23 protein-coding genes and 4 tRNA genes are annotated in these 23,670 nt (G+C 64.1%); 4 read left to right on the top strand and 23 right to left on the bottom strand.

The features are described from left to right. Positions 1–15 precede the first annotated feature (15 nt). Positions 16–102 (top strand) — tRNA-Leu (locus AC3FKG_RS20265). 37 nt (positions 103–139) lie between these two features. On the opposite strand, the gene AC3FKG_RS20260 is transcribed toward AC3FKG_RS20265, so the two are convergent. After that, on the bottom strand, positions 140–1,225 hold the full coding sequence (locus AC3FKG_RS20260; protein ID WP_488743985.1) for a YeiH family protein: 1,086 nt from the start codon (positions 1,223–1,225) through the stop codon (positions 140–142). 94 nt (positions 1,226–1,319) lie between these two features. Between AC3FKG_RS20260 and AC3FKG_RS20255 the strand changes: the two genes are divergently transcribed. Next, on the top strand, positions 1,320–2,231 hold the full coding sequence (locus AC3FKG_RS20255) for a LysR family transcriptional regulator (RefSeq protein ID WP_483708628.1): 912 nt from the start codon (positions 1,320–1,322) through the stop codon (positions 2,229–2,231). 60 nt (positions 2,232–2,291) lie between these two features. On the opposite strand, the gene AC3FKG_RS20250 is transcribed toward AC3FKG_RS20255, so the two are convergent. The 5 genes from AC3FKG_RS20250 to uvrC all read right to left on the bottom strand — a co-directional run bounded on the left by AC3FKG_RS20250 (position 2,292) and on the right by uvrC (position 5,540). Then, a tRNA-Cys gene (locus AC3FKG_RS20250) sits at positions 2,292–2,365 on the bottom strand. A gap of 93 nt (positions 2,366–2,458) precedes the next feature. After that, a tRNA-Gly gene (locus AC3FKG_RS20245) sits at positions 2,459–2,534 on the bottom strand. A 64-nt stretch (positions 2,535–2,598) separates the two neighbouring features. After that, positions 2,599–2,674 (bottom strand) — tRNA-Gly (locus AC3FKG_RS20240). 168 nt (positions 2,675–2,842) lie between these two features. Next, a complete protein-coding gene (gene pgsA, locus AC3FKG_RS20235; RefSeq protein ID WP_483708629.1) occupies positions 2,843–3,442 on the bottom strand; it encodes a CDP-diacylglycerol--glycerol-3-phosphate 3-phosphatidyltransferase in 600 nt (199 codons plus the stop codon). A gap of 97 nt (positions 3,443–3,539) precedes the next feature. Continuing rightward, positions 3,540–5,540 (bottom strand): excinuclease ABC subunit UvrC, encoded by a 2,001-nt coding sequence (gene uvrC / locus AC3FKG_RS20230; RefSeq protein WP_483708630.1) that lies wholly within the window; start codon positions 5,538–5,540, stop codon positions 3,540–3,542. 130 nt (positions 5,541–5,670) lie between these two features. Between uvrC and earP the strand changes: the two genes are divergently transcribed. Together earP and efp are read left to right on the top strand one after the other, a co-directional pair. Beyond that, entirely contained in the window at positions 5,671–6,834 is a 1,164-nt protein-coding gene (earP, locus tag AC3FKG_RS20225) for an elongation factor P maturation arginine rhamnosyltransferase EarP (RefSeq protein WP_488743984.1), read from the top strand. Between the two features lie 242 nt (positions 6,835–7,076). Continuing rightward, on the top strand, positions 7,077–7,637 hold the full coding sequence (efp, locus tag AC3FKG_RS20220; protein WP_483708632.1) for an elongation factor P: 561 nt from the start codon (positions 7,077–7,079) through the stop codon (positions 7,635–7,637). Positions 7,638–7,734: 97 nt separating this feature from the next. Here efp and nagZ read toward each other — a convergent pair whose 3' ends face one another. From nagZ to fabG, 17 genes are all read right to left on the bottom strand, one after another. After that, complete coding sequence (nagZ, locus tag AC3FKG_RS20215) at positions 7,735–8,784, bottom strand: beta-N-acetylhexosaminidase (RefSeq protein ID WP_488743983.1); 1,050 nt, start codon at positions 8,782–8,784, stop codon at positions 7,735–7,737. A 15-nt stretch (positions 8,785–8,799) separates the two neighbouring features. Further along, a complete protein-coding gene (acpS, locus tag AC3FKG_RS20210; protein WP_483708634.1) occupies positions 8,800–9,222 on the bottom strand; it encodes a holo-ACP synthase in 423 nt (140 codons plus the stop codon). Continuing rightward, a complete protein-coding gene (gene pdxJ / locus AC3FKG_RS20205) occupies positions 9,219–10,001 on the bottom strand; it encodes a pyridoxine 5'-phosphate synthase (protein WP_483708635.1) in 783 nt (260 codons plus the stop codon). Before pdxJ ends, acpS begins: the two co-directional genes overlap by 4 nt. Before the next feature lie 37 nt (positions 10,002–10,038). Next, entirely contained in the window at positions 10,039–10,914 is an 876-nt protein-coding gene (gene recO / locus AC3FKG_RS20200; protein WP_488743982.1) for a DNA repair protein RecO, read from the bottom strand. Positions 10,915–10,919: 5 nt separating this feature from the next. After that, positions 10,920–11,855, bottom strand: coding sequence for a GTPase Era (era, locus tag AC3FKG_RS20195; RefSeq protein WP_483708637.1), 936 nt, complete (start codon positions 11,853–11,855; stop codon positions 10,920–10,922). After that, the gene (gene rnc, locus AC3FKG_RS20190) at positions 11,852–12,622 is read right to left on the bottom strand and encodes a ribonuclease III (RefSeq protein WP_483708638.1); all 771 of its coding nucleotides are present in this window, start codon (positions 12,620–12,622) and stop codon (positions 11,852–11,854) included. Before rnc ends, era begins: the two co-directional genes overlap by 4 nt. Position 12,623: 1 nt before the next feature. Continuing rightward, entirely contained in the window at positions 12,624–13,034 is a 411-nt protein-coding gene (locus tag AC3FKG_RS20185; RefSeq protein ID WP_483708639.1) for a DUF4845 domain-containing protein, read from the bottom strand. Between the two features lie 47 nt (positions 13,035–13,081). After that, positions 13,082–13,981: a signal peptidase I gene (gene lepB, locus AC3FKG_RS20180; protein ID WP_488743981.1), complete on the bottom strand. Its 900-nt coding sequence runs from the start codon at positions 13,979–13,981 to the stop codon at positions 13,082–13,084. A 92-nt stretch (positions 13,982–14,073) separates the two neighbouring features. Further along, positions 14,074–15,867, bottom strand: coding sequence for a translation elongation factor 4 (gene lepA / locus AC3FKG_RS20175; protein ID WP_483708641.1), 1,794 nt, complete (start codon positions 15,865–15,867; stop codon positions 14,074–14,076). A 220-nt stretch (positions 15,868–16,087) separates the two neighbouring features. Continuing rightward, the gene (locus AC3FKG_RS20170) at positions 16,088–16,342 is read right to left on the bottom strand and encodes a glutaredoxin family protein (RefSeq protein WP_483708642.1); all 255 of its coding nucleotides are present in this window, start codon (positions 16,340–16,342) and stop codon (positions 16,088–16,090) included. Between the two features lie 9 nt (positions 16,343–16,351). Continuing rightward, on the bottom strand, positions 16,352–17,869 hold the full coding sequence (locus tag AC3FKG_RS20165) for a DegQ family serine endoprotease (RefSeq protein ID WP_483708643.1): 1,518 nt from the start codon (positions 17,867–17,869) through the stop codon (positions 16,352–16,354). A gap of 120 nt (positions 17,870–17,989) precedes the next feature. Further along, positions 17,990–19,063: a MucB/RseB C-terminal domain-containing protein gene (locus tag AC3FKG_RS20160; protein ID WP_483708644.1), complete on the bottom strand. Its 1,074-nt coding sequence runs from the start codon at positions 19,061–19,063 to the stop codon at positions 17,990–17,992. An 8-nt stretch (positions 19,064–19,071) separates the two neighbouring features. Continuing rightward, positions 19,072–19,704, bottom strand: coding sequence for a sigma-E factor negative regulatory protein (locus AC3FKG_RS20155; RefSeq protein WP_483708645.1), 633 nt, complete (start codon positions 19,702–19,704; stop codon positions 19,072–19,074). Between the two features lie 110 nt (positions 19,705–19,814). Further along, on the bottom strand, positions 19,815–20,414 hold the full coding sequence (rpoE, locus tag AC3FKG_RS20150; RefSeq protein ID WP_483731645.1) for an RNA polymerase sigma factor RpoE: 600 nt from the start codon (positions 20,412–20,414) through the stop codon (positions 19,815–19,817). 637 nt (positions 20,415–21,051) lie between these two features. Beyond that, the gene (gene fabF / locus AC3FKG_RS20145) at positions 21,052–22,284 is read right to left on the bottom strand and encodes a beta-ketoacyl-ACP synthase II (protein ID WP_483708648.1); all 1,233 of its coding nucleotides are present in this window, start codon (positions 22,282–22,284) and stop codon (positions 21,052–21,054) included. A gap of 206 nt (positions 22,285–22,490) precedes the next feature. Next, the gene (gene acpP / locus AC3FKG_RS20140; RefSeq protein WP_008644813.1) at positions 22,491–22,730 is read right to left on the bottom strand and encodes an acyl carrier protein; all 240 of its coding nucleotides are present in this window, start codon (positions 22,728–22,730) and stop codon (positions 22,491–22,493) included. A 169-nt stretch (positions 22,731–22,899) separates the two neighbouring features. Then, the gene (gene fabG / locus AC3FKG_RS20135; RefSeq protein WP_483708649.1) at positions 22,900–23,649 is read right to left on the bottom strand and encodes a 3-oxoacyl-ACP reductase FabG; all 750 of its coding nucleotides are present in this window, start codon (positions 23,647–23,649) and stop codon (positions 22,900–22,902) included. Between the last annotated feature and the right edge of the window lie 21 nt (positions 23,650–23,670).

Genomic DNA, 23,670 nt, shown 5'->3' with positions numbered 1-23,670 from the left:
TGTTGGCCTTTCCGCGCGGCCGTGGAGAAATTGGTAGACTCAGCAGACTTAAAATCTGCCGCCCTTACGGGCTTACGGGTTCGAGTCCCGTCGGCCGCACCAAGCTGGCTGCGGCCGCCGTCTCATCCCGCCCTTCCGTTCAGGCCATCAGGTAGCAGAGCGCTGCGCCGCCGGCCATCAGGAAGACAAAGATCACGCCAGCCAGGGCAAGCGGCTTGCGCCCGGCGCGCAGCAGGTCGCCGATCCGCGTGTGCAGGCCGATGGCCAGCATGGCGCAGGCAAGCATCCAGTTGTCCAGCGCGGTCAGGCCGGCCTTCCATTCCTGCGGAACGACGCCCGCCGAATTCACCGCCATCACGGCGACGAAGCCAACCGCGAACCACGGCACCGACTTCAGCAGGCCGCTCAGGCGCGGGCCACCGCCTTGGGCCTTGGCATCCTTGTTCGGCCACAAGGCCATCACCAGCAGCACCGGGCCGAGTGCCAGCACGCGCACCATCTTGGTCACGACGGCGGCGTCCGCGGTCGTATCGCCAATCATCTTGCCCGCCGCAATCACCTGTGCGACTTCGTGCAGCGTCGCGCCGGTGAAGATGCCGAACATGCGTTCGCTGATATTCCAGTGGTAGGTGCCCGTCACCAGCTCGAACAGGTACGGATAGAGCAGCATGCCGACAGTACCGAACAGCACCACCGTGGCCACCGCGACCGCCGTCTGCTTGTCGTCGGTACGCACGACGGACGACACGGCGATTGCCGCGGCGGCGCCGCAGATGGCGCTGCCCGAGCTGACCAGGATGGCCTCGCGGCGGCTCAGGCCGAATACTTTCGTACCGATCAAGGTGCCGAAAAGCAGCGTGCCAAGCAGCATGGCGAGCGGCACCACGATGCCGGACAAGCCGAGCGCGGCAATCGAGGCAAAGGTCAGTCGCAGTCCATACAGGGCCACGCCCAGGCGCAGCAGGTGCTGACGCGCGATCTGCATGCCAGGCGCCAGCGGTTGCAGCCAGTGCTTGGGCATGGTATTGGCGGCGATCATGCCGGCAAACATGGCCAGCGTCAGGGCGCTCAGGCCATAGCGCGAGACGGCGGGATGGTCGGCCAGAACCATGGCGAGCCATGCCACGCCCCCAAGGGGCAGCAAAGGCAGCAGACGCTGATGCCATGGCAGCACGGCGGCTGGCGCAACAGCCTGGGCGGAATTGGTAGCGGACACGGATGACATGGCGGCAGGTGTTTGATTAGGTGTATGGAGCGTACCTTCCCCCTCTCAATCTGCAAAACGGGTAATATCGGTATGAATTACCTGAAATGTCGATATGGACCAGCGCCCCCTTCGCCTGACGTTGCGCCAACTCCAGGTCTTCGTCTCCGTGGCTCAGCACGGCAGCACGGTGGCGGCCTCGGAAGCCCTCTCCATGTCCCAGTCGGCCGTCAGCGCCTCCCTGGCGGAACTGGAGCGTGCGCTCGACGGCCCACTGTTCGACCGGGTGGCAAGGCGCCTCAGCATCAACGAGACCGGGCGGCAGTTCTTTCCGCGCGCCTTGTCTTTGCTCGATCAGGCGCAGGAGCTTGAGCGGTTCACGACACAGACCGGGGTGCAGCTGCGCATTGCCGCCAGCAATACGATCGGCAGCTATATCCTGCCGGCGCTGATGGCTGGCTTTCGCGCTTCGCAGGGCGGCCCGTGCCAGCTGGATCTGCGCATCGGCAATACCCGCGACGTCTTGCGCTCGGTGATGCAGTTCGAGGCCGACATCGGGCTCGTCGAAGGCGCCAGCCATGAACGCGAGCTGCGCAGCATGCCGTGGTGCGATGACGAGATGGTCGTCGTGGTTGGCCCGTCCCATCCACTTGCCGCGCCGAACGCGCCCCTTGATGGCCTGCGCGATGCCGAATGGATCGTGCGCGAGCCGGGCTCCGGTACCCGGGAGATCATTGAAGAAAGACTGATGCCCCTGCTGGGCGAGCTACGCTTCGCGCTCGAACTGGGCAATGCCGAGGCGATCAAGCGTGCGGTGATGAGTGGTTTCGGCGTGAGTTGCCTGTCGCTGCACGTGGTCCGCGATGAACTGGAGCGCGGCACGCTGGTAGCGGTGCGGCAAGGCTTGCCCCGCATTGTCCGTCCGCTGCAATTAGTGGTGCACCAGGACAAGTTTCCGACACGGGGGCTGCTGGCCTTTACCGAGTATCTGCGGATCACGGCCCAACAAGTCGGTGCGCAAGCGTAGATCGATGCAGACGAGGCGCAAACGAAAACAGCGCCCATCGGGCGCTGCATCTTTTTCAACTGGAGGCGGAGGTCGGAATCGAACCGGCGTACACGGCTTTGCAGGCCGCTGCATAACCACTCTGCCACCCCGCCAGGTGACGTGCTGCTGAATTGTACCCGCATCAACCGATGCTGCTTGCGGCTACCAACCCAAACAAAAAGGGAAGCGCTGCTTCCCTTTGGGGATGGAGCGGGAGAAGAGTCTCGAACTCTCGACCTCAACCTTGGCAAGGTTGCGCTCTACCAACTGAGCTACTCCCGCGTAAAACTTTTACTGCTACGAGTCCAACGACAAGCCATCGCTTGTTACCGCACCCGAATTAACCTGGAGCGGGAGAAGAGTCTCGAACTCTCGACCTCAACCTTGGCAAGGTTGCGCTCTACCAACTGAGCTACTCCCGCATTGCGCCGTTTTACGCTCACCATCGAGGCGAGCACGCAATTGACTGCAAACAACAGCTTCTTGCGCTAAACCAGCTTATCTCGCCGCTTTCGTTTGCGTCGTCAGCAGCGAGAACAAGATTATTGCAAAGGACAGATCTGCTCGTCAACACTTTTTTGCGCGCGGCATCATTTTTGTGTGCGCGCCTCGCCAAGAACGCCGGCGCGCTCGCGGATCTGCGGCCAGGCCAGCTTCATGTAATAGAACATCGACCACAGCGTCAGGACCGCGGCCACGTAGATCATCCAGGTGCCCACCACCTGCGCGTCGATGCCGAACAGCCGGTCACTGAAGAGCAGCATCGGGATCGCGATCATCTGCACCGTGGTCTTCAGCTTGCCGAGGAAGTTCACCGCCACGCTCTTGGAAGCGCCGATCTGCGCCATCCATTCCCGCAAGGCCGAGATCGTGATCTCGCGGCCGATGATGACCAGGGCCACCAGGTCCGCCACCCGGCCCAGGGCCAGCAGCGACAGCAGTGCCGCGGTGACCATCAGCTTGTCGGCCACGGGATCCAGGAACGCGCCGAAGGCCGAGGTCTGGTTCCAGCGCCGCGCCAGGAAGCCGTCCAGCCAGTCCGTGACCGCCGCGACGATGAAGAAGGACGCCGCCGTGACGTTCTTCGTGTGCATCGGCAGCCATGCTTCCGGCAGGTAGTACACGCCCACCACGAGGGGAATCATGGCAACGCGCAACCAGGTCAGCAGGATCGGGATATTGAAGGGCATGGGGCTCGGAGACCGACGGGGCAATGACGAATTCCGCGATTGTCGCCGATTTCGGCGCCAATGCACGCCCGGCGGGGTAAATCGCCGGCCTGGGACATCAATGAAGCTGACGGTAGATTTCCTCGGCTAGGCCGCGGGAGATGCCGTCGACGCTGGCCAGCTCGTCAATGCTGGCCGCCATGACGCCGCGCAGGCCGCCAAAACGGGTCAGAAGCTTCTGCCGCCGGCGCGCACCCACGCCCTCGATCTCTTCCAGCCGCGAGGTCGTGCGTGCCTTGGCCCGGCGCGCGCGCATGCCCGTGATGGCAAAGCGGTGCGCCTCGTCGCGGATCTGCGCGACCAGCATCAGCGCCGCACTGCCCTGCCCCAGTTCGAGCGATGGCCGCCCATCCGCGAATACCAGGGTTTCGAGGCCGACCTTGCGGCCCTCGCCCTTGGCGACGCCCACCAGCAGCCCGATATCAAGCCCCAGCTCCTCGAACACCTGGCGCGCCACCTCGACCTGCCCCTTGCCGCCGTCGATGAGCACCACGTGCGGCAGCGGCGACGAGGCCTCGCCGGCGGCATCCTGGCCGCCCTCCTCCTGCATCTGCTCGACCAGCTTCTGGTACCGGCGCGTCAGCACCTGGCGCATGGCCGCGTAGTCGTCGCCCGGCGTGATGTCCTGAATGTTGTAGCGGCGGTATTCGCCGTTCTGCATGTCGTGATGGTGAAACACGACGCAGGACGCCTGGGTGGCCTCGCCAGCGGTGTGGCTGATGTCGAAGCACTCCACACGCAGCAATGCCAGGTCTTCCAGGTCGATGCCGATCGTCTCCGCGAGCGCACGCGTGCGCGCCTCCTGGCTGCCCTGTTCCGCGAGCCGCCGCGCCAGCGCCAGTGCCGCACCCTGCTGCGCCATCTCCAGCCAGGCCTTGCGCTGGCCCTGCGGCTGCCGCACCAGCGCGATCTTGCGCCCGGCGTGGAGCGCCAGGGCATCCAGCAATGCGGCATCGTCGGGAACGTGGCTGACGACGATGATCGGGGGCGCCGCCTGATCCAGGTAATGCTGCGCCATGAACGCCGACAACACGCGCGCTGCAATGCGCTCGACGCCCGGCGGCCCGGCCGGTGCCGGTTCGCCTTCCGCGCCTTCCGTGCCCTCTGCCCCCTCGTCGCCGTCCTCGACGATCATCGCCGCCTCGTCGGCATGCGCGGGGAAATAGGCCTTGTCGCCAAGGTGGCGACCGCCGCGCACCATGGCCAGGTTGACGCACGCGCGTCCGCCTTCCACGACCGCCGCCAGCACGTCGATGTCCCGCGCCTGGCCGACCTCCTCCACCGCCTGCCGCTTGAGCACGGTCGACAGCGCCGCGATCTGGTCGCGCACCGCAGCGGCCTGCTCGAACTCCAGCCGGGTGGAATGCTCTTCCATCTTCGACTGCAGCCCCTCAAGCACCTCGGTTTCGCGGCCTTGCAGGAAGCGCGCCGCATTGCCGACGTCGCGCGCGTAGTCCGCCTCGTTGATCGCGCCCACGCATGGGCCCGTGCAGCGGTGGATCTGGTGCAGCAGGCAGGGCCGGGTCCGGTTGTTGAAGACCGTATCCTCGCAGGTGCGCAGCTGGAACACCTTCTGCAGGATCTGCATGCTCTCGCGCACGGCGTAGGCGCTCGGGAACGGACCGAAGTACTGGTGCTTGCGGTCCGTGGCGCCACGGTAGTAGGCCATGCGCGGAAAACGATGGCCGGTCAGCTTGAGGAAGGGATAGGACTTGTCGTCGCGGAACAGGATGTTGTACCGCGGCGCCAGCGCCTTGATCAGGTTGTTCTCGAGCAGCAGGGCCTCGGCCTCGGTGCGCACCACGGTGGTATCGATGCGCGCGATCCTGGCCACCATCATGGCGATGCGTGGCGACAGCTGAGTCTTGTTGAAGTAGCTCGATACCCGCTTCTTGAGGTCGCGCGCCTTGCCGACATAGAGCACGTTGCCGGCGCTGTCGATATAACGATACACGCCGGGCAAGCCCGGCAGGCGGGCGATGACGGGCTTGGGGTCGAAGGGTTCTGCCGGTGCCGCTTCGGGCGGCAGGGCCGAAGCGTCAGGAAGCGGGTCGGACATGGGGAACGATGACCAATTCGATGTGGCCGGCTCGCGATTCGCGGCAACGGCTCTAAAATCCGAAGTTTAGAGCAATTCACTGCCCTCCCTCGCTTTGCCCGCCCGCCCTGCCTTGCCTGCCACCTCCGACATGCCAATCCGTTCCTGGGACATCTTCTGCACCGTCATCGACAATTTCGGCGATATCGGCGTCTGCTGGCGGCTGGCACGCCAGCTCGCGCAGGAACACGGCCATGCGGTGCGCCTGTGGGTCGATGACCTGCAGAGCTTTTCCCGGCTGGCGCCCGCGCTGGACACGGCAGCGCGGCAGCAGCGCCTGTCCGGCGTGGAAATCCGCACCTGGCGCCCCGGTGGCGATGCCGATGACCGCGCCCGCTTTGGCAACCTTACCGTGCACGACGCCGTCATCGAAGCCTTTGCCTGCGACCTGCCGGAGGTTTTCCTTGCCCGCATGGTGGCACGCGAGCGCGCCCCGGCATGGATCAACCTTGAATACCTGAGCGCGGAGTCCTGGGTGCGCGAGCACCACGGCATGCCTTCACCGCATCCGCGGCTGCCGCTGACGAAGCACTTCTTCTTCCCCGGTTTCGAGCACGGGACCGGCGGCTTGCTGCGCGAATCGATGCTGGGCGCACAGCGGGACACCTTCCTGGCCGGTCCGGCCGCCCAGGCCGCCCTGTGGCACCGGCTGCGCGCGACCCGCGATGCAAGCGCGCTCAAGGTCAGCCTGTTTTCGTACCAGAACACTGCGCTACCCGCGTTGCTTGAGCAATGGCGCGATGGCTCGGAACCGATCCAGTGCCTGATTCCGCAAGGCATGGCGGCCGAGCAGCTTGCAGCGTGGTCAGGGGAAAGCGCAGCGCCGGGCAAGGCGCTGGTACGGGGCCACCTGCAGGTCAACATCGTGCCCTTCGTGCGGCAGGAGCTCTACGACGAAATGCTGTGGTCCTGCGACCTCAATTTTGTGCGCGGAGAAGACTCGTTCGTGCGCGCGCAGTGGGCGGCGCGGCCGCTGGTCTGGCACATCTACCCGCAGGATGAGGACGCGCACCGCGACAAGCTCGACGCCTGGCTCGCGCTGTTCCGCCGCAGCGGCGTGGACGCCGCCGCGGCCACGGCCCTGGCGGATTTCTGGCACGCCTGGAATGCGTACGGCAACGCACCCGACTGGACCGACTTGCGCCGCAAGCTGCCCGTGCTGGCGCAAGCCGCCCGCCAATGGCAGGCGCGCCTGCTTGGCTTGGGTGACCTGGCGGCAAATCTCGTGGCGTTCTGTGAAAATCGGGTAAAATAGCGGGTTGATTTGATGGCGACCGGGCCTGGTAACCAAGGCTCCCATACCAGAGGGCAGCGCTGCCACGCGCGCGCCGCGGCGCGGGGACCTGAGCGAACACTGAGCACGGGGTCAAGCGCACGTGGGCACGGGCCCAGCAGGCGCCAGAAGCGGCAAGGCGACAGGGCTTCCTGCTGGCCGCGCCTGCGCCACACCTCGCCATACCAATTTCCGAGACTTTCTTTTTCAGGAAAACAGTTCAGATGAAAACCGCACAGGAACTCCGCGTCGGCAACGTGTTCATGATGAACGGCGTCCCGATGGTTGTGCAGAAGGCCGAGTACAACAAGTCGGGCCGCAACGCTGCCGTGGTCAAGATGAAGTACAAGAACCTGCTCACCGAAGCCCCGGGCGAGTCGGTGTTCAAGGCCGACGACAAGTTCGAAGTCGTGATGCTCGAGCGCCGCGAATGCACCTACTCGTACTTCGCCGATCCGATGTACGTGTTCATGGACGCCGACTACAACCAGTTCGAAGTCGAGGGCGACAGCATGGGCGACGCGCTGAACTACCTCGAAGACGGCATGGCCGTAGAAGTGGTGTTCTACAACGAGAAGGCCATCTCGGTCGACATGCCGACCACGCTGGTGCGCGAAATCGTCTACACCGAGCCGGCCGTCAAGGGCGACACCTCGTCGGGCAAGGTGCTGAAGGGCGCCAAGATCAACACGGGCTTCGAACTGCAAGTGCCGCTGTTCTGCAACATCGGCGACAAGATCGAAATCGATACCCGTACCGGCGAATACCGCAGCCGCGCCAACTGAACGCACGGCTCGCCCCGCCGACCAAGCGGGGCCGGAAACGAAAAAGGCAGCCTCGCTGCCTTTTTTGTTGCCTGCCGCAAACGACGCGGCTACCCGTTCAGGCGATCAGTTCTTGGTCCTTCAGCAAACGCAGCGCGGCGCGATATTCGCCCTCCTGCTGCAGCTTGTTCCAGTCGAGCGGCTTGCGGCGTGCGAACAGCTTGCGGATGCGGCGCTGTGAAGTCTTGTCGATGCCGCTATCGAGTTCCGCCAGCAACTGGTCGGCACGCTCGGGGTGGTTGCAGATCAGCACCATGTCACAGCCCGCAGCCAGTGCAGCCCGCGCGGCCTGCGTGACGTTGCCGGCCACGCTGGCCCCTTCCATGCTCAGATCGTCGCTGAAGATGACGCCCTCGAAGCCCAGTTGCGCGCGCAGGATGTCCTGCAGCCAGAACGGCGAGAAGCCCGCCGGATTGGGATCGACCTTCGGGTAGATCACGTGTGCCGGCATGACCGACGACAGCGACAGGCCCATCCAGTCGTACGGGCGCGCATCCTGCCCGAGGATCTCTTCCAGCGGCCGCTCGTCCACGGGAATCGCGACATGCGAGTCCGCTTCCACGTAACCGTGGCCGGGAAAATGCTTGCCGCAGTTGCTCATGCCCGCCAGCAACAAGCCGTGGTTCAGGTGCCCCGCCAGCATGGTGACCACGCGCGGATCGGCGTGGAAGGCGCGGTCGCCGATCACGGCGCTGCGGCCGTAGTCGAGGTCCAGCACCGGCGTAAAGCTCAGGTCGACATCGCAGGCGCGCAGTTCAGCGGCCAGCACGTAGCCGCAAGCCACCGCGGCCTTGGTAGCGGCCAGAACGTCGCGGTCCCACAGCTCGCCCAGCTTGCCCATGGCAGGCAGGTGCGTGAAGCCGTCGGTCTTGCAGCGCTGCACGCGGCCGCCTTCATGGTCGATGCAGATCAGCACGTCGTCGCGAAGAGCACGAATGGCGCGCGTCAGCGCCAGCAGTTGCGCGCGCGATTCGAAATTGCGCGCGAACAGGATCACGCCACCTGTCAGCGGATGTGCAATGCGGCGCGCGTCTTCGGCGTCGAGCTGCTTGCCGACAACATCAAGCACCACCGGTCCCGGCCGTTTGCCGGAGAGCTTCTTGGTCATGGATAGGGTTCGAGGCTAGGCTGGAGTTTCCGGAGTGGCCGCATGGCCGCCCCGCTCGGCGATTGCAAAAGCAACCGCATAGGCGTGTTCATCACTGACACTGACACGTATCGTCAGGCCGCGTTCCCGGATCCATTGGGCGAGCTCGCCATGGCATACCGGTGTCGGCTCGCCCGACGGCAGGTTCATCAGTTCCATCGCGCGCCAGGTCATCGGCCAGCGCATGCCGAGCCCGATCGCCTTGGAGAAGGCTTCCTTGGCGGCGAAGCGCGTTGCCAGGAAGGCCAGGCCGCGCCGCTCGGAGCGCGCCTTGCGCGCGTGGTACTTGACCAGTTCATCCGGGCCCAGCACCTTCTCCGCGAAACGGCCGCGCGTGCGCTCCATCACGCCTTGCACACGCGCGATCTCGATGATGTCGGTGCCGACGCCGTAGATCACGCCGGGCTGCCCGCAACGGGATAGCGGGTACCAAGGCGCGCGGCCACCATGATGGCCTTGATCTCGCGCACGGCGTTCTGCCAGCCGGCGAACACGGCGTGCGCGACGATCGCGTGGCCGATGTTCAGCTCCTTGATACCCGGCAGCGCGGCGATAGGCTGCACGTTGGTGTAGTGCAGGCCATGGCCCGCATTGACCACCAGGCCATGACGGATGCCGGCATCGACGCCATCGGCAACGCGGCGCAATTCGATAGCCTGCTCGTCAGGCGTGTGCGCGTCAGCGTAGCGGCCGGTATGGAGTTCGATCACGGGCGCGCCACAGGCGGCGGCGGCGGCAATCTGGTCGGCATCGGCGTCGATGAACAGCGACACGCGGATACCCGCCGAGGCGAGTTGCTTGCATGCCGCGCTAACCTGTTCAAAACGCCCCGCCACATCGAGGCCGCCTTCGGTGGTCACCTCTTCGCGCCGTTCGGGCACGAGGCACACATCCTGCGGACGGATCTCGCAGGCGATATCGAGCATCTCCTGCGTGATCGCGCATTCCAGGTTCATGCGCGTGGTCAGCAGCGGGCGCAGCGCGCGCACATCGGCGTCGCGGATATGGCGACGGTCTTCGCGCAGGTGCAGCGTGATCAGGTCCGCGCCGGCCTCCTCGGCCTGCAGCGCGGCCTGGATCGGATCGGGATACACCGTGCCGCGCGCATTGCGCAGCGTGGCAACGTGGTCGATATTGACGCCAAGGTCGATGACGCCCGGATTTGCGTGGAAGATCATGCTTGCGGAATCAGCAGTGGGCCGGTAGCCCGGCGGGTCAAAGGTAGTGCAGGTCGATCAGGATCTGCCGCGTCTTGAGCGGCGCACCCTGCAAATAATAATGCAGAAGGAAGCGCATCAGCGCGCGGCTTTGCAGTGCGGTTTGCGCGCGCCCGTAATCATCCTCCGACATGTCGAGCAAGGTCTGGCCCGACACCACGGGCCACGACGACGGGTCGCTTGGCTGGGCCCTGCGCACGCCGCGCTCGGGCTGGTAGACATAGTCGAGTCCGGGCTGCACGCGTTCGCCGGTGCTCAGGCACTGGTCGAAGGCCACCGCGAAACCCGTTTCCTGCAGCAGCACGCGCTCGAAGCTGCGCAGCACCAGGCCCGCGGACTCGCCATGCGCCAGGCGCGTGAGCGTAGCCATGTAGTGGCGGAACAAGGCCGGATGTCCGTCCTCGCGCGGACAGAACCGCATCAGCAGTTCATTGAGGTAGAACGCGGACAGCAGCGCGTCGCCGGACAGCGGCGGCATGCCGCCGACCCATTCCGCGCGCGTCAGCGTCTTGACGTCGCCACGTCCACTCCACGACAGCGAGATCGGATGAAAGTGCTGCAGCACCGGACGCAGCGACGAATGCGGCCGCTTGGCGCCCTTGGCAACCATCGACAGCCGGCCGTGGTCGCGGGTGAATACATCGAGGATCAGGCTGGTTTCGCGATACGGCCACGCATGCAGGACAAAGCCCGGCTGCTCCGACACGCGCGATTCGCTGCGCGCCGGAACGATGCGCATCGCCCGATCCATCATCGCGCGGCCGGCGGCGCCGGACATGCCGGGCAGCGCCCGGTTGTCCAGCAGTTCGGCGGCTTCATCCACGACCGGATCGGCGCGGCGGACCTTGCCGGGCCCGCGCGCGAAGTCAGGCATCTTGCTCACTCGTAGCCGTAGGCGCGCAGTCCGGCTTCGTTATCGGCCCAGCCGCTCTTCACCTTGATCCACATTTCCAGGTAGACCTTGCCATCGAAGAGCTTTTCCATGTCGAGGCGCGCCTCGGTGGAAATCTGCTTGAGCTTGCTGCCCTTGTTGCCGATGATCATGGCCTTGTGCGCGTCGCGCTCGACCAGGATGGTGGCAAAGACGCGGCGCAGGCGCCCTTCCGTCTCGAACTTATCGATGATGACAGTGCTCGTGTACGGCAGTTCGTCGCCGGTCCAGCGGAACACCTTCTCGCGGATGATCTCCGAGGCCAGGAAGCGCTCGCTGCGATCGGTCATCGCGTCGGCGTCGTACATCGGCTCGCCTTCCGGCAGGTAAGGCCGCAGGATCTCGAACAGGCGCGTGATATGGTCATGCGTCTTGGCCGACATCGGCACCACTTCGCGGAACGGAAAGAGCTGCCCCATCTTTTCCAGGAAGGGCATCATCACCCCGGCGCGGTCGTCGGTGACGCGGTCGAGCTTGTTCGTCACCAGCAGCACCGGCGTGTTCTTGGGCAGCAAGGCCAGCACCTTTTCGTCATCCGCGCCGTAGTAACCGGCTTCGACCACGAACAGCACCAGATCCACCGAGGACAACGTGGAAGTGACCGCGCGATTGAGCGAGCGGTTCAGCGCGCTGGCGTGGCGGGTCTGGAATCCGGGCGTGTCAACGAAGACATACTGCGCGTCGTCGGTGGTCTGGATGCCGACGAGCCGGTGGCGAGTGGTCTGCGCCTTGCGCGACGTGATGCTGATCTTCTGGCCGACCAGCGCATTCATCAGCGTGGACTTGCCGACATTGGGGCGGCCGACAATGGCCACGGTGCCGCAGCGGAACGCCTTGGCTGGGGTATCCGCAGCGGGCTGCTGCGGATGGTTCGATTCGGTCATTCCTTCAACCTGAGAGACAACTGTGGGTCCGGTGGCACCGGCTGCTTGCGCGTCTTGCCCGTGCGCTCGGCCCGGCTGCGCTTGAGCAGCTGCGGCACCAGCTTCTGGACTTCATCGAGCGCCAGCTTGGCCGCCGCCTGCTCCGCCGCCCGGCGCGAGGCGCCGGTGCCGAACACCCGGACTTCCAGTTTAGGCACCATGCACTCGACTTCAAACTGCTGGCTGTGCGCGGCGCCATGCGTGGCGATTACGTTATATTGCGGCAAGGCGATCTTGTGGCCTTGCAGGTATTCCTGGAGCAGAGTCTTGGCGTCCTTGCCTAGCGTGCGAGGGTCCACCTGCTCCAGGATGGGGATATACAGCTTGCGGATCAGCGCGCGCGCGGCCTCGAAGCCGGCGTCGAGGAACACCGCGCCGACGATGGCTTCGAGCGCATCGGCCAGGATCGACGGACGCCGGAAACCACCGCTCTTCAACTCGCCCTCGCCCAGGCGCAGCGCGTCGGAGAGCTGCAGCATCTGGGCGATCTCGTACAGCGCCTGCTGCTTGACCAGGTTGGCGCGCACGCGCGACAGGTCGCCTTCATCCAGCTTGCTGAACATGCCGAACAGCATGTCCGCCACGGCGCAGTTCAGCACCGAATCCCCCAGGAATTCCAGGCGTTCGTTGTGCTGGGCGCTGTGGCTGCGGTGCGTCAGCGCCTGCTGCAGCAACTCAGGCTTGCTGAATCGGTAGCCGAGACGTTGCTGCAAGGCGTCGAGGTTCATATCAGTGCTGCGTTCCCGAATAGCTAATCAATAGACTCAGTGGACCGTAGACGGGAACTTCGGTCCGGTAGGCAAATTCGACCGACTGGATCGTTCCGTTCTCGTCTTCGCGGATCTGGAGGTCCTCCCCCCGCACCGCGGCAATCCGGTCGATGGTTGCCTGCTTATCAAAATACTCGACCACTTCCCGCTTGTTGGTGGCCTTCTGCTTCGCGTAACTGGCGGCCCGCTTGACGGAGAAATACTCCGTCAGGCTCGGTATCGCCCGGAGTGCCGGCAACGCGACGCCGATCACGAAAAAGATCACGACCAGCAGTGTCCAGAGGGAAAACCCCTCGGTCCGCCGTCGGCCCAGGCTGGCCCGCTCCCGGCCAACATTCCCGGCCCGACCTCTTTTCCCCATCTGACCCATTTGCGCTTCCCTCTTCTGGTTGAGCGTTCTTGCGCCGCGCGGGTGTGTTATTTGAAGGCCCCGACGCGTCCGAAATTACCGAGATTCATCCAGATCACAAACGCCTTGCCAACGATATTCTCGTCCGGCACAAAGCCCCAATAGCGGGAATCCAGGCTGTTGTCGCGGTTGTCGCCCATGACGAAATAGTGACCTGCAGGCACCTTGCAGGTCACACCCTGCTGATTGTAAGTGCAGTTTTCCCGGAACGGGAAATCCGGATCCGCGCCGGCAACAAACGCGGGCCGGTCCGCATCGTTCAGGATGCCGTGCTCCACGCCACCAGGCAGCTTTTCCGTGAAATGCTTGGAATAGGACAAACGCTCCTCATCCAGATAATCGGGCAGCGCCGTGTAGTCGGCCGGCTTGCCATTGATGGTCAGGTGCTTGTTCGAATATTGAACCTCATCCCCCGGCAGACCGATCACGCGCTTGATGTAATCGAGCGACGGGTCCTTCGGATAGCGGAACACCATGACATCGCCGCGCTGCGGCTCGCCAATTTCCATGACCTTCTTGTTCACCACCGGCAGGCGAATGCCATAGTCGTACTTGTTGACCAGGATGAAGTCCCCGATCAGCAGCGTGGGAATCATCGAGCCGGACGGAATCTTGAACGGCTCGACCACGAAGGAACGCAGCACGAATACCGCCAGGATGACCGGGAAGAAGCTGGCCGAATACTCGAGCCACCACGGCTGGCGCAGCTTTTCCTCGGCCAGGCGCTTGCGCGTGGAGTCGACTTCGCCGGAACCGAAGCGGCTCTGCAGGTCGGACTGGCGCGAATCGAACTCGGCCAGCGCCAGGCGCGCCGATGCGCGCCGCTGCCGCTCAAATACAAGCTTGTCCGCGATCCACGCGATACCCGTGATCACCACCAGCACAAAAAGGATCAGTGCAAAATTCATGACGGCTTCTGGTTCTTGGATGTCCTGCTACAGCTTCTTCTTATGCCGCCGCGCCCTCTGCGCCGCGGTCCCGTTCCTGCGTGCGCAGCCGCTTACTTGTCGTCAACCTGCAGGATGGCCAGGAACGCCTCCTGCGGAATCTCGACGGTGCCAACCTGCTTCATGCGCTTCTTGCCGGCCTTCTGCTTTTCGAGCAGCTTCTTCTTGCGCGAGATATCGCCGCCATAGCACTTGGCCAGCACGTTCTTGCGCAGCGCCTTGACGTTTTCGCGCGCAATGATGTTCGAGCCGATCGCGGCCTGGATCGCCACGTCGTACATCTGGCGCGGAATGATCTCGCGCATTTTCGCGGCCACTTCGCGGCCACGGTATTGCGAATTCGAGCGGTGCACGATCACCGACAGCGCATCGACCTTGTCGCTATTGATCAGGATATCGACCTTGACCACGTCGGACGGGCGATATTCCTTGAACTCGTAATCCATCGAGGCGTAGCCGCGCGATACCGACTTCAGGCGGTCGAAGAAGTCCATCACGATTTCCGCCATCGGGATCTCGTAGGTCAGCTGCACCTGCTTGCCGTGGTAGCTCATATTGATCTGCGTGCCCCGCTTCTGCGTGCACAGCGTGATCACGGAGCCGACATACTCCTGCGGCATATAAAGGTTGACCGTGACGATCGGCTCCAGGATCGCCTCGATCCGGCTCGGGTCGGGCATCTTGGCCGGGTTCTCCACCGTCACCGTGGTGCCGTCGCGCATCTGCACCTGGTACACCACGGTCGGCGCCGTGGTAATCAGGTCCATGTCAAATTCGCGCTCGAGGCGCTCCTGCACGATTTCCATGTGCAGCAGGCCAAGGAAGCCGCAGCGGAAACCGAAGCCCAGCGCCTGCGACACTTCCGGCTCGAACATCAGCGAGGCGTCGTTCAGGCGCAGCTTCTCGAGCGATTCGCGCAGCGCCTCATACTGGTTGGCCTCGACCGGATACAGGCCGGCGAACACCTGCGGCTTGACTTCCTTGAAGCCCGGCAGCGGCGCCGCGGCCTTGCGCGCCACGGTCGTGATGGTGTCGCCGACCTTGGCGGCCTTCAGCTCCTTGATGCCGGCAATGACGAAGCCCACTTCGCCCGCAGTCAGGGCTTCACGCTGCACGGACTTCGGCGAGAACACGCCAACCTGCTCGACGAGATGCTGGGCCCCGGTGGCCATCAGCAGCACCTTGTCTTTCGGGCGCAACGTGCCATTGACAACGCGCACCAGCATGACCACGCCCACGTAGTTGTCGAACCACGAGTCGATGATCAGCGCTTGCAACGGCGCGCTGGCATCGCCTTCGGGCGGCGGCACCTTGGCGATCAGCGCCTCGATCACGTCTTGCACGCCCTGGCCGGTCTTGGCCGAGCACGGCGTGGCGTCCTGCGCGTCGATGCCGATGACGTCTTCGATTTCCTGGATGGCGTTGGCCGGATCGGCCTGTGGCAGGTCGATCTTGTTCAGCACCGGCACCACTTCCACGCCGAGCTCGATCGCGGTGTAGCAGTTGGCCACGGTTTGCGCCTCGACACCCTGCGAAGCGTCGACCACCAGCAGCGCGCCTTCGCAGGCCGACAGCGAACGGCTCACTTCGTAGCTGAAGTCGACGTGCCCCGGGGTGTCGATCAGGTTCAGGTTGTAGACCTTGCCGTCACGCGCCTTGTAAGCCAGCGCGGCCGTCTGCGCCTTGATGGTGATGCCGCGTTCCTTCTCGATATCCATCGAGTCGAGGACCTGGGCCTCCATTTCGCGATCGGACAGCCCCCCACACAGCTGAATGATCCGGTCGGCCAGGGTGGATTTCCCATGGTCGATATGGGCGATGATCGAGAAATTGCGAATATGGTCCATCTAATCTTCAGGCAAGCGCCGGCGTCTTCGCCCCGGCGGCAGCGGATTCGTGAACGGCCAAGCGCGGGCGCCCCCTTGGGAACGCCCGCGTCAGGAGCCGCGGGTCTTGGGGCGCTGATTTCGCGCCAAACTAGAATTTTACCGGATTTTCAATGACTTCCGGGCCACGAATGGGCGGATCGCCAGGCTGTTGTGCACGCCCGGATGTGCTGATTGCAGCCTATACCGCGGCCCCGAGCCAGGTGCGGACGGCAGCGGCGTCGAGGAAGTAGTGGCAAAGCTCGCGAGGTCCTTCTGGTCCTGTTGCGACCAGCACGGGCACGCGCTCGCCAAAACGGGACTCCAGGTCCGGATCGTCATCCACGTCCACCTCGTGGAGGATGAACGGAACTTCGCGCCGGAACGGCTCCAGCGCGTCCCGCATATCCGTGCACAGATGGCAATAGGCCCTGCCGTACAACGTGAGCTGGCGCATGTCGTACGTTCAGCGGGCGGCAGTGGCCCCAGGGCGCAGCGTCAGGACCTGGGTCGCATCACCACGCCGCACGAACACAGCGGCAATGCGGTTCTTGTCCAGCCCCTTGACCAGATCGTTGAACTGGCGAGCCCCGGTCACATCGGTGTCGCCTAGCCGCAGAATGATGTCGCCAGGACGAATGCCGGCACGCATGGCGGGACCGTCCGCGACTTCGACCTCCACGCCCGACTTCACCTTCAGCTCTTTCAGGCGGGCATCCGGAATGTCGTTGACGATCAGCCCAAGTGCATTGGGCTTGGCCGCCTGCGCAGTGGCCTCGTCTTTGGCCGGCGGTGTGCCGCGAGCCTTCGCTCGCGTTTCGGGCTCCAACTCCGTCACGGTAATCGATACGTCGCGCGTTGCGCCCTTGCGCCACAACTGCATCGGTACCTTCGTGCCGGGCTTGGTATCGCCGACCATGCGCGGCAGGTCGGACGCTTTTTCGATCTCCCGGCCGTTGAACTTCAGGATGATGTCGCCCGGCTCGATCCCGGCCTTCTCGGCCGGACCACCCGGCTCGACGCTGCCAACCAGCGCGCCGCGCGCACGGCCCAGGCCGAGCGAATCCGCCACTTCCTTGGTCACATCGCCGATCGCCACGGCAATACGGCCGCGTGTCACGCGCCCAGAGGTCTTCAACTGCTCGGTGACGCGCATCGCTTCGTCGATCGGAATCGCGAACGAAATGCCCATGTAGCCACCGCTGCGGCTGTAGATCTGCGAGTTGATGCCGATGACCTCGCCGCGCAAATTGATCAGCGGGCCGCCAGAGTTGCCGGGATTCACGGCCACATCGGTCTGGATGAACGGCAGGTAGTCACCGGTATCACGTCCCTTGGCGGAGACAATGCCAGCCGTCACGCTGTTGTCGAGCCCGAACGGCGAACCAATCGCCAGAACCCATTCGCCCGCGCGAACCTTGTCGGAATCGCCCAGTGTCAGTCGCGGCAGCCCCGTTGCCTCGATCTTGAGGAGCGCCACGTCCGTGCGTTTGTCCGCGCCGATCAGCTTGGCCTTGAACTCGCGCTTGTCGGGCAGCGTGACGTAGATGGTTTCCGCATCGGCCACCACGTGGGCATTGGTCATCACGTAGCCATCCTGGCTGATGATGAAGCCTGAACCGACGCCGCGGCTCTGTTCCTCGCCCTGCGGCGGCTGGCCCTGTGGCGGCTGGCCGCGCCGCGGCGCGCCTGGCGCCGGGGCGCCGGGCGTCGGCGCGCCCGGCATCGGCACACCGAAAAAGCGCCGGAAAAACTCGGCCATGTCGTCGTCTTCACTGCCCGGGCCGCCGCGCGAGCGCACGCGCTCCGTGGTCCGGATATTGACGACGGCGGGACTGGCTTTCTCCACCAGGTCGGTGAAGTCGGGCAGGTTGTAGTTGGAAGCCGCGGCCTGCGCGTGACCCACTTCGGCAATCGCCGGACCGAGAATCAACATGGCAGCCATGACCATGGCACGTGCCAGGGCTGGGGATCTGAACGTCATCGACAACTCCCGGGATTCAGCAAATGATGAGGTACCGGCTGGGACAAGATGCGGGATGCCGCCCGCGGGGACACGCGGACACGGGGCCGGGCAGACCCCGCATTCGCCACTTGTACGCGCTCAGTGTAACGCCTTGGGAGGGCGATATTCCACGGCCGACGCGAACTGCCGCACCGTGCTGGCGGGAACTTCGCCGACGACTGTAATCCAGTAGTCGGCGATGCGGCGCACGACAACCTGCGTGGCGCCGAGCGAAGCGACGCCTTCACGGCGCACACGCTGCTCGGACACGGGTTCGATGAACACCGACAGCCCGGTCAGCCCGTCGCTGTACACCACCTGAAGCACCTCGAACACCTGCCCGCGGCCCTGAGCAGGCGCGCGCAGCTCGCCCAGCGGGCGGCGCACTTCACGAATCTTCTGGAATCCCTTCAGCGGCACGGCGATGTTCCAGCCTTCATCCGCAACGTTGGTCGGCTGATAGGTGACCTCGTAGTGGTTCCAGGAACTGGAGTTCTTGATCGCCCCGAGGATGCGTTGCTTGTCCGAGGGCACGCCGATGTCGACCTGCGAAAAGGCCACCTGCTCCAGCACCTTGCCGCCATCGCCAATGGTCTGAGCCCGCATCAGCAAGCCGGAGTTCTTTTCGGCCCAGAGGCGTACGGCATAGCGCGCCGCATCGTGCGGCTCCAGCGAAAACACCTCGCATTCCACCCCGGCCACACGCTCGCCGGGCAGCTTGCGCATGTCGTACAGATCGAGCACATCGCTCTTGTTGGTGGCCAGCAGCGCCGGGAAGCGGTCCTTGGCTTCCTGCTTCTCGACCACCACGAGCTTGGCTTCGGGAATCAGGCTGTGGACGACATCATTCTGCCGCAGCACTTCGCGCGGCTTGCCGTCCAGCGTTTCCAGGCGCTCATACTCATTGTGCACGAGGTCGCTGTAGTGCTGGATCTTCGAGGCATGCATCACGCTGCCGCGCTGGTAGATCAGCGTGCCGACATAGTTTTCGCGCTGTGCTGCGCGATGGATCTTGCTGAGCCAGGCGGAGGCATCACGCCGGTTCAGCGAATTGTCCGAGGGCTGGGCCGTTGCCGCCGCCGCGCTCAGACACAAGGCGAGAAAAAAGGACCTGCGCAGGGCCCTCGTTCTCGGTGCGCCCGCTACGCCGGCGGGCGACCATCCTTTATGCATGTCCGGCATTATTCCTGCGAATTGTCCTGAGAGAAATTAGCGCCGTTGGCGACCGCGCGCATGGTGGGCACGAACGCCTCCGTTGCGACCGAGCTGCGATGAGCGCGCAGGTACTCGTCCAGCCGCGGATCGCGGATCATCTGGGCGCTATCGGCTGCGACGGTAACGAGGTTGCCGGGCTTGGCCGCCGCCGGCTGGTCCGCTCGCGCGACCACGGCGTCAGGCGTGCCCAGGTCGGCCGGCCCGCGCATTTGCGGCACCACGACCCAACTCACGGCCGCCACCGCCGCGGCGATGGCCGTGCCGGGCATGACCCGTCGCACCCACGACGGACGAACCAGCAAGCGCTGACGCATGCCCGCGGCCTGGGCCACAGCCGGCACCAGCACATGGGGCTCGTCCTCGAGGCGCGAGGAGAAGCGGGCGAGAAAATCGCCGGTCGGGCCCGCGTGGCTCAGTTCTTCCGAGCGCAGCGTATCGCCGATCATCTGGAACATCGACCAGTTCGCCATGCCGGCTTCGCTCTTGGCGAGCGCCACCACGGCATCGACCTCATGCGGCGACAGTTCGCCATCCATCAAGACGGAGATCTGCTCCGCCGCTTCCACTACATGAACCGACTGCTTATGAGCCTGACCCATTTCCCACCCCAAGACATTCCAATTCCATTGAACACCGATAATCCCGTCACTTTCTGTCGCTTATCGATGCAGGAACTGGCTGCAACGCTGGCCGCACGACATTCTTATCACTACCATCGCTTGCCCTCCGCCGTTCCCAGCAGCGGGCGCAATCTCTCGGCAATCGCCTCGCGCGCACGGAAAATGCGCGACCGCACCGTCCCGATCGGGCAACCCATCGCCTCGGCGATTTCCTCATAGCTGAGGCCTTCGATCTCGCGCAAGGTGATGGCGGTACGCAATTCTTCCGGCAGTGCCTCCATCGCACGGTTGACCGTTTCGGCAACCTGGCGCGTGTGCAGCATCGACTCCGGCGTATTGATATCCCTTAGTTGCTCACCATCCGCAAAAGTTTCAGCCTCTTCTGCATCGATGTCGCTGGACGCCTCGGGCCGCCGGCTCTGTGTGGCCAGGTAATTTTTGGCCGTGTTGACGGCGATCCGGTACAGCCATGTGTAGAAGGCGGATTCCCCGCGGAACTGGGGCAAGGCACGGTATGCCTTGATAAAGGCATCCTGCGCCACGTCCTCGACTTCGGCGGGATCTCTCACCAGGCGCGAAATCAGACGGATGATCTTCCGGTGGTACTTCGCCACCAGCAGCTCAAAGGCCCGCTTGTCGCCCTGCTGGACGCGTTCAACTAGGAGCTGATCGGCTTCGCGTTCGCTCACGTATGGCTCACCTGCAGTGTATCTCTTGGTTTGGTCGTCACGACGAACGTTGTATTTAACCTACGAACCACGGATGTTCCGGTGCTTCAAAGTGCATGCTGTGACCGCTGCCTAACAATAACGTTCCCCATCACATTGCGCTGGTTGCACCTCTCGTGCAACCGCCATTGCCACCCTTGCCGCGCGCACGACTCGCGGGGAGGCCGCCTGGAACGGGAACACCAATAGCCCGCGGCGCTTGCCGGGGCCTTGCGTCAGGTTCAGGAAGAGAATGCCGCCGACGTTCCAGCTCCCCGATACCACCGCTGTTTCGCTACCGGTACCGGGACGCCGGAGCACCACGCGAGGCATGCCATAGCGTTGCGGCGGCGACAGCACTGCGGAGCAGGTCTGGCTGGCCCATGACCACCCGGCGCGGGAGCTTCGAACCAGCATGACGGCTATGCCAAGCCATGCGACACAAATTAGGAAAGGAAAGACGCTGCCGACCGCGCCGTGGGTCATTGCCGCACCCACGCACATCCGGGCCAGCAGGCCGAGGGCAGCGAACTCGCCGGACCACAACGCCAGCAGGGCCCACTGCAAAGGAGTGAGCCCGCCGAGACGAGGGCCGGCGAGGCGCTTCCGTGACACCGAATCAGGCGCGACGGAAAACCAGCGTGCCGTTGGTACCGCCGAAGCCGAAGTTGTTCTTCACGGCCACATCGATCTTCATGTCACGCGCCGTGTTGGCCACGTAATCCAGGTCGCATTCCGGATCCTGGTTATCGATGTTGATGGTCGGCGGCGACACCTGGTGATGCAACGCCAGCACGGTGAAGACCGATTCCAGGCCACCGGCGCCGCCCAGCAAATGGCCGGTCATCGACTTGGTCGAATTCACCACCATCTTGTAGGCATGGTCGCCGAAGGCCGCCTTGACGGCGTCGGACTCGTTCTTGTCGCCCAACGGCGTAGACGTGCCGTGTGCGTTCAGGTACTGCACCTGGTCGGCATTGATGCCGGCATCGCGCAGCGCATTGACCATGCAGCGGCGCGGACCGTCCATGTTCGGCGCGGTCATGTGGAATGCGTCGCCGCTCATGCCGAAGCCCACGAGTTCGGCATAGATGCGCGCACCGCGTGCCTTCGCCGATTCGTACTCTTCCAGCATCATGACGCCCGCGCCCTCGCCCAGCACGAAGCCGTCGCGGTCCTTGTCCCAAGGGCGCGAAGCCGCCGCCGGATCATCATTGCGCGTCGACAGGGCACGCGCGGCAGCGAAGCCGCCAATGCCCAGCGGCGACACGGTCGATTCAGCGCCGCCGGCCAGCATCGCATCGGCGTCGCCAGCCTGAATCAGGCGGGCGGCCAGGCCGATGCTGTGCAGGCCGGTGGTGCACGCCGTCACGGCAGCAAGGTTCGGACCCTTCAGGCCGTGCATGATCGACAGGTGACCCGAGATCATGTTGATGATCGAACCCGGCACGAAGAACGGCGAGATACGGCGCGGACCACGTTCGGTCAGCGTGGCATGCGTGTCCTCGATCATCGGCAAGCCGCCAATGCCCGAACCCACCAGCACGCCGATGCGCTCGGCATTGGCATCGGTCACTTCGAGCCCGCTGTCCTTCAGCGCCTGGGCGCCGGCCGCGATGCCAAAGTGGATGAAGGTATCCATATTGCGGGCTTCCTTGGCGGGGATGTAATCCTCGGCATTGAAGCCCTTCACTTCCCCGGCAAAGTGCACGGAAAGCGCGGAATGATCGAATTTGGTGACGGTGGCGATGCCAGACTTGCCGGCAACCAGGGTGGCCCAGCCTTCGGCAACCGTGTTTCCGACCGGAGACACAAGGCCAAGCCCAGTGACAACGACGCGACGACGGCTCACTATGATTTCCTACGGGTGCGTGATGCAGGATCGGGACACATCACCGCGTTCCGGCGACTGGCAGTGTTACCCGGCCAGTCAGGTCCGCGCGGCATGAGCCTTGATTCTGCGTCTTCGAACAGACGAAAGCCACAGAAAACAGCAAGGCGCTACCGCAACGGTGCGCCCACCCGCCTTCTGTGGCTCGGAATTCAGATACGACTGGCTTAGGCCTTGACGTGCGCGGTGGCGTAGTCGATTGCCTGCTGCACGGTCGTGATCTTCTCGGCTTCCTCATCAGGAATTTCCATGCCGAATTCATCTTCCAACGCCATCACGAGTTCAACCGTGTCCAGCGAGTCCGCACCGAGATCGTTCACGAACGAGGATTCGTTCTTGATGTCTGCCTCGGCCACGCCAAGCTGTTCTGCCACGATTTTCTTGACGCGTTGTTCGATATTGTCCATGTAACCCTCCAGGGAAGTTCGACAAAAAGTGGGCGCATTTTAGCAGGTTTGGGGCGTCAGAAATGCCGCCTGCCAAGCTTTGCAAGAATCGCACCCGATTGGTTCGGAAAACTACTATTTCAGGCAGCTTCTTCCGGCTTCTTCGCCGAAAGAGCCGCCCAAAAACCTTTTAATTCATGTACATGCCGCCGTTCACATGCAACGTCGTGCCGGTGATGTAGGCAGCCTGCGGACCGGCCAGGAAGGCCACCGCATTGGCAATATCTTCCGGCTGACCCAGACGTCCAAGCGGAATCTGCTGCTTGAGCGAAGCATGCTGCTCTTCGGACAGCGCCTTGGTCATATCGGTGTCGATAAAGCCCGGCGCGACGCAATTGACGGTCACGTTGCGGCTGCCGATTTCGGCCGCCAGCGAGCGGGTCATCCCCGCCACGCCCGCCTTGGCAGCCGAGTAGTTCATCTGGCCCGGATTGCCCACCGAGCCGACCACCGACGTGATGTTGATGATGCGGCCCTGGCGGGCTTTCATCATCGGGCGCAGCACCGCACGAGACAGGCGGAAAACCGAGGTCAGGTTGGTCTGGATGACCGCCAGCCAGTCCTCGTCCTTCATGCGCATGGCGAGCTGGTCCTGCGTGATGCCGGCATTGTTGACCAGCACGCCGATACCACCGTGGCCCTTCACGATCTCGTCGATCAGGGCGTCGCAGGCGGCAGCGTCATTCACGTTCAGCACGGCACCCTTGCCCTTCAGCCCTTGCGCGCCGAGGTATTCGGTGATGCCGGCAGCGCCCGATTCGCTGGTGGCGGTACCAATCACGGTGGCGCCCTGGCGAGCCAGTTCCAGCGCAATGGCGCGGCCAATGCCACGCGAAGCGCCAGTGACCAGCGCGACCTGGTTATCGAGGAGTTTGGTCATTCGATTTGTCCTTTCTTGCAG

It is taken from the genome of Cupriavidus sp. 22TCCZM04-2, assembly GCF_057798895.1.
This window is presented reverse-complemented; position numbering and strand designations above follow the sequence as displayed.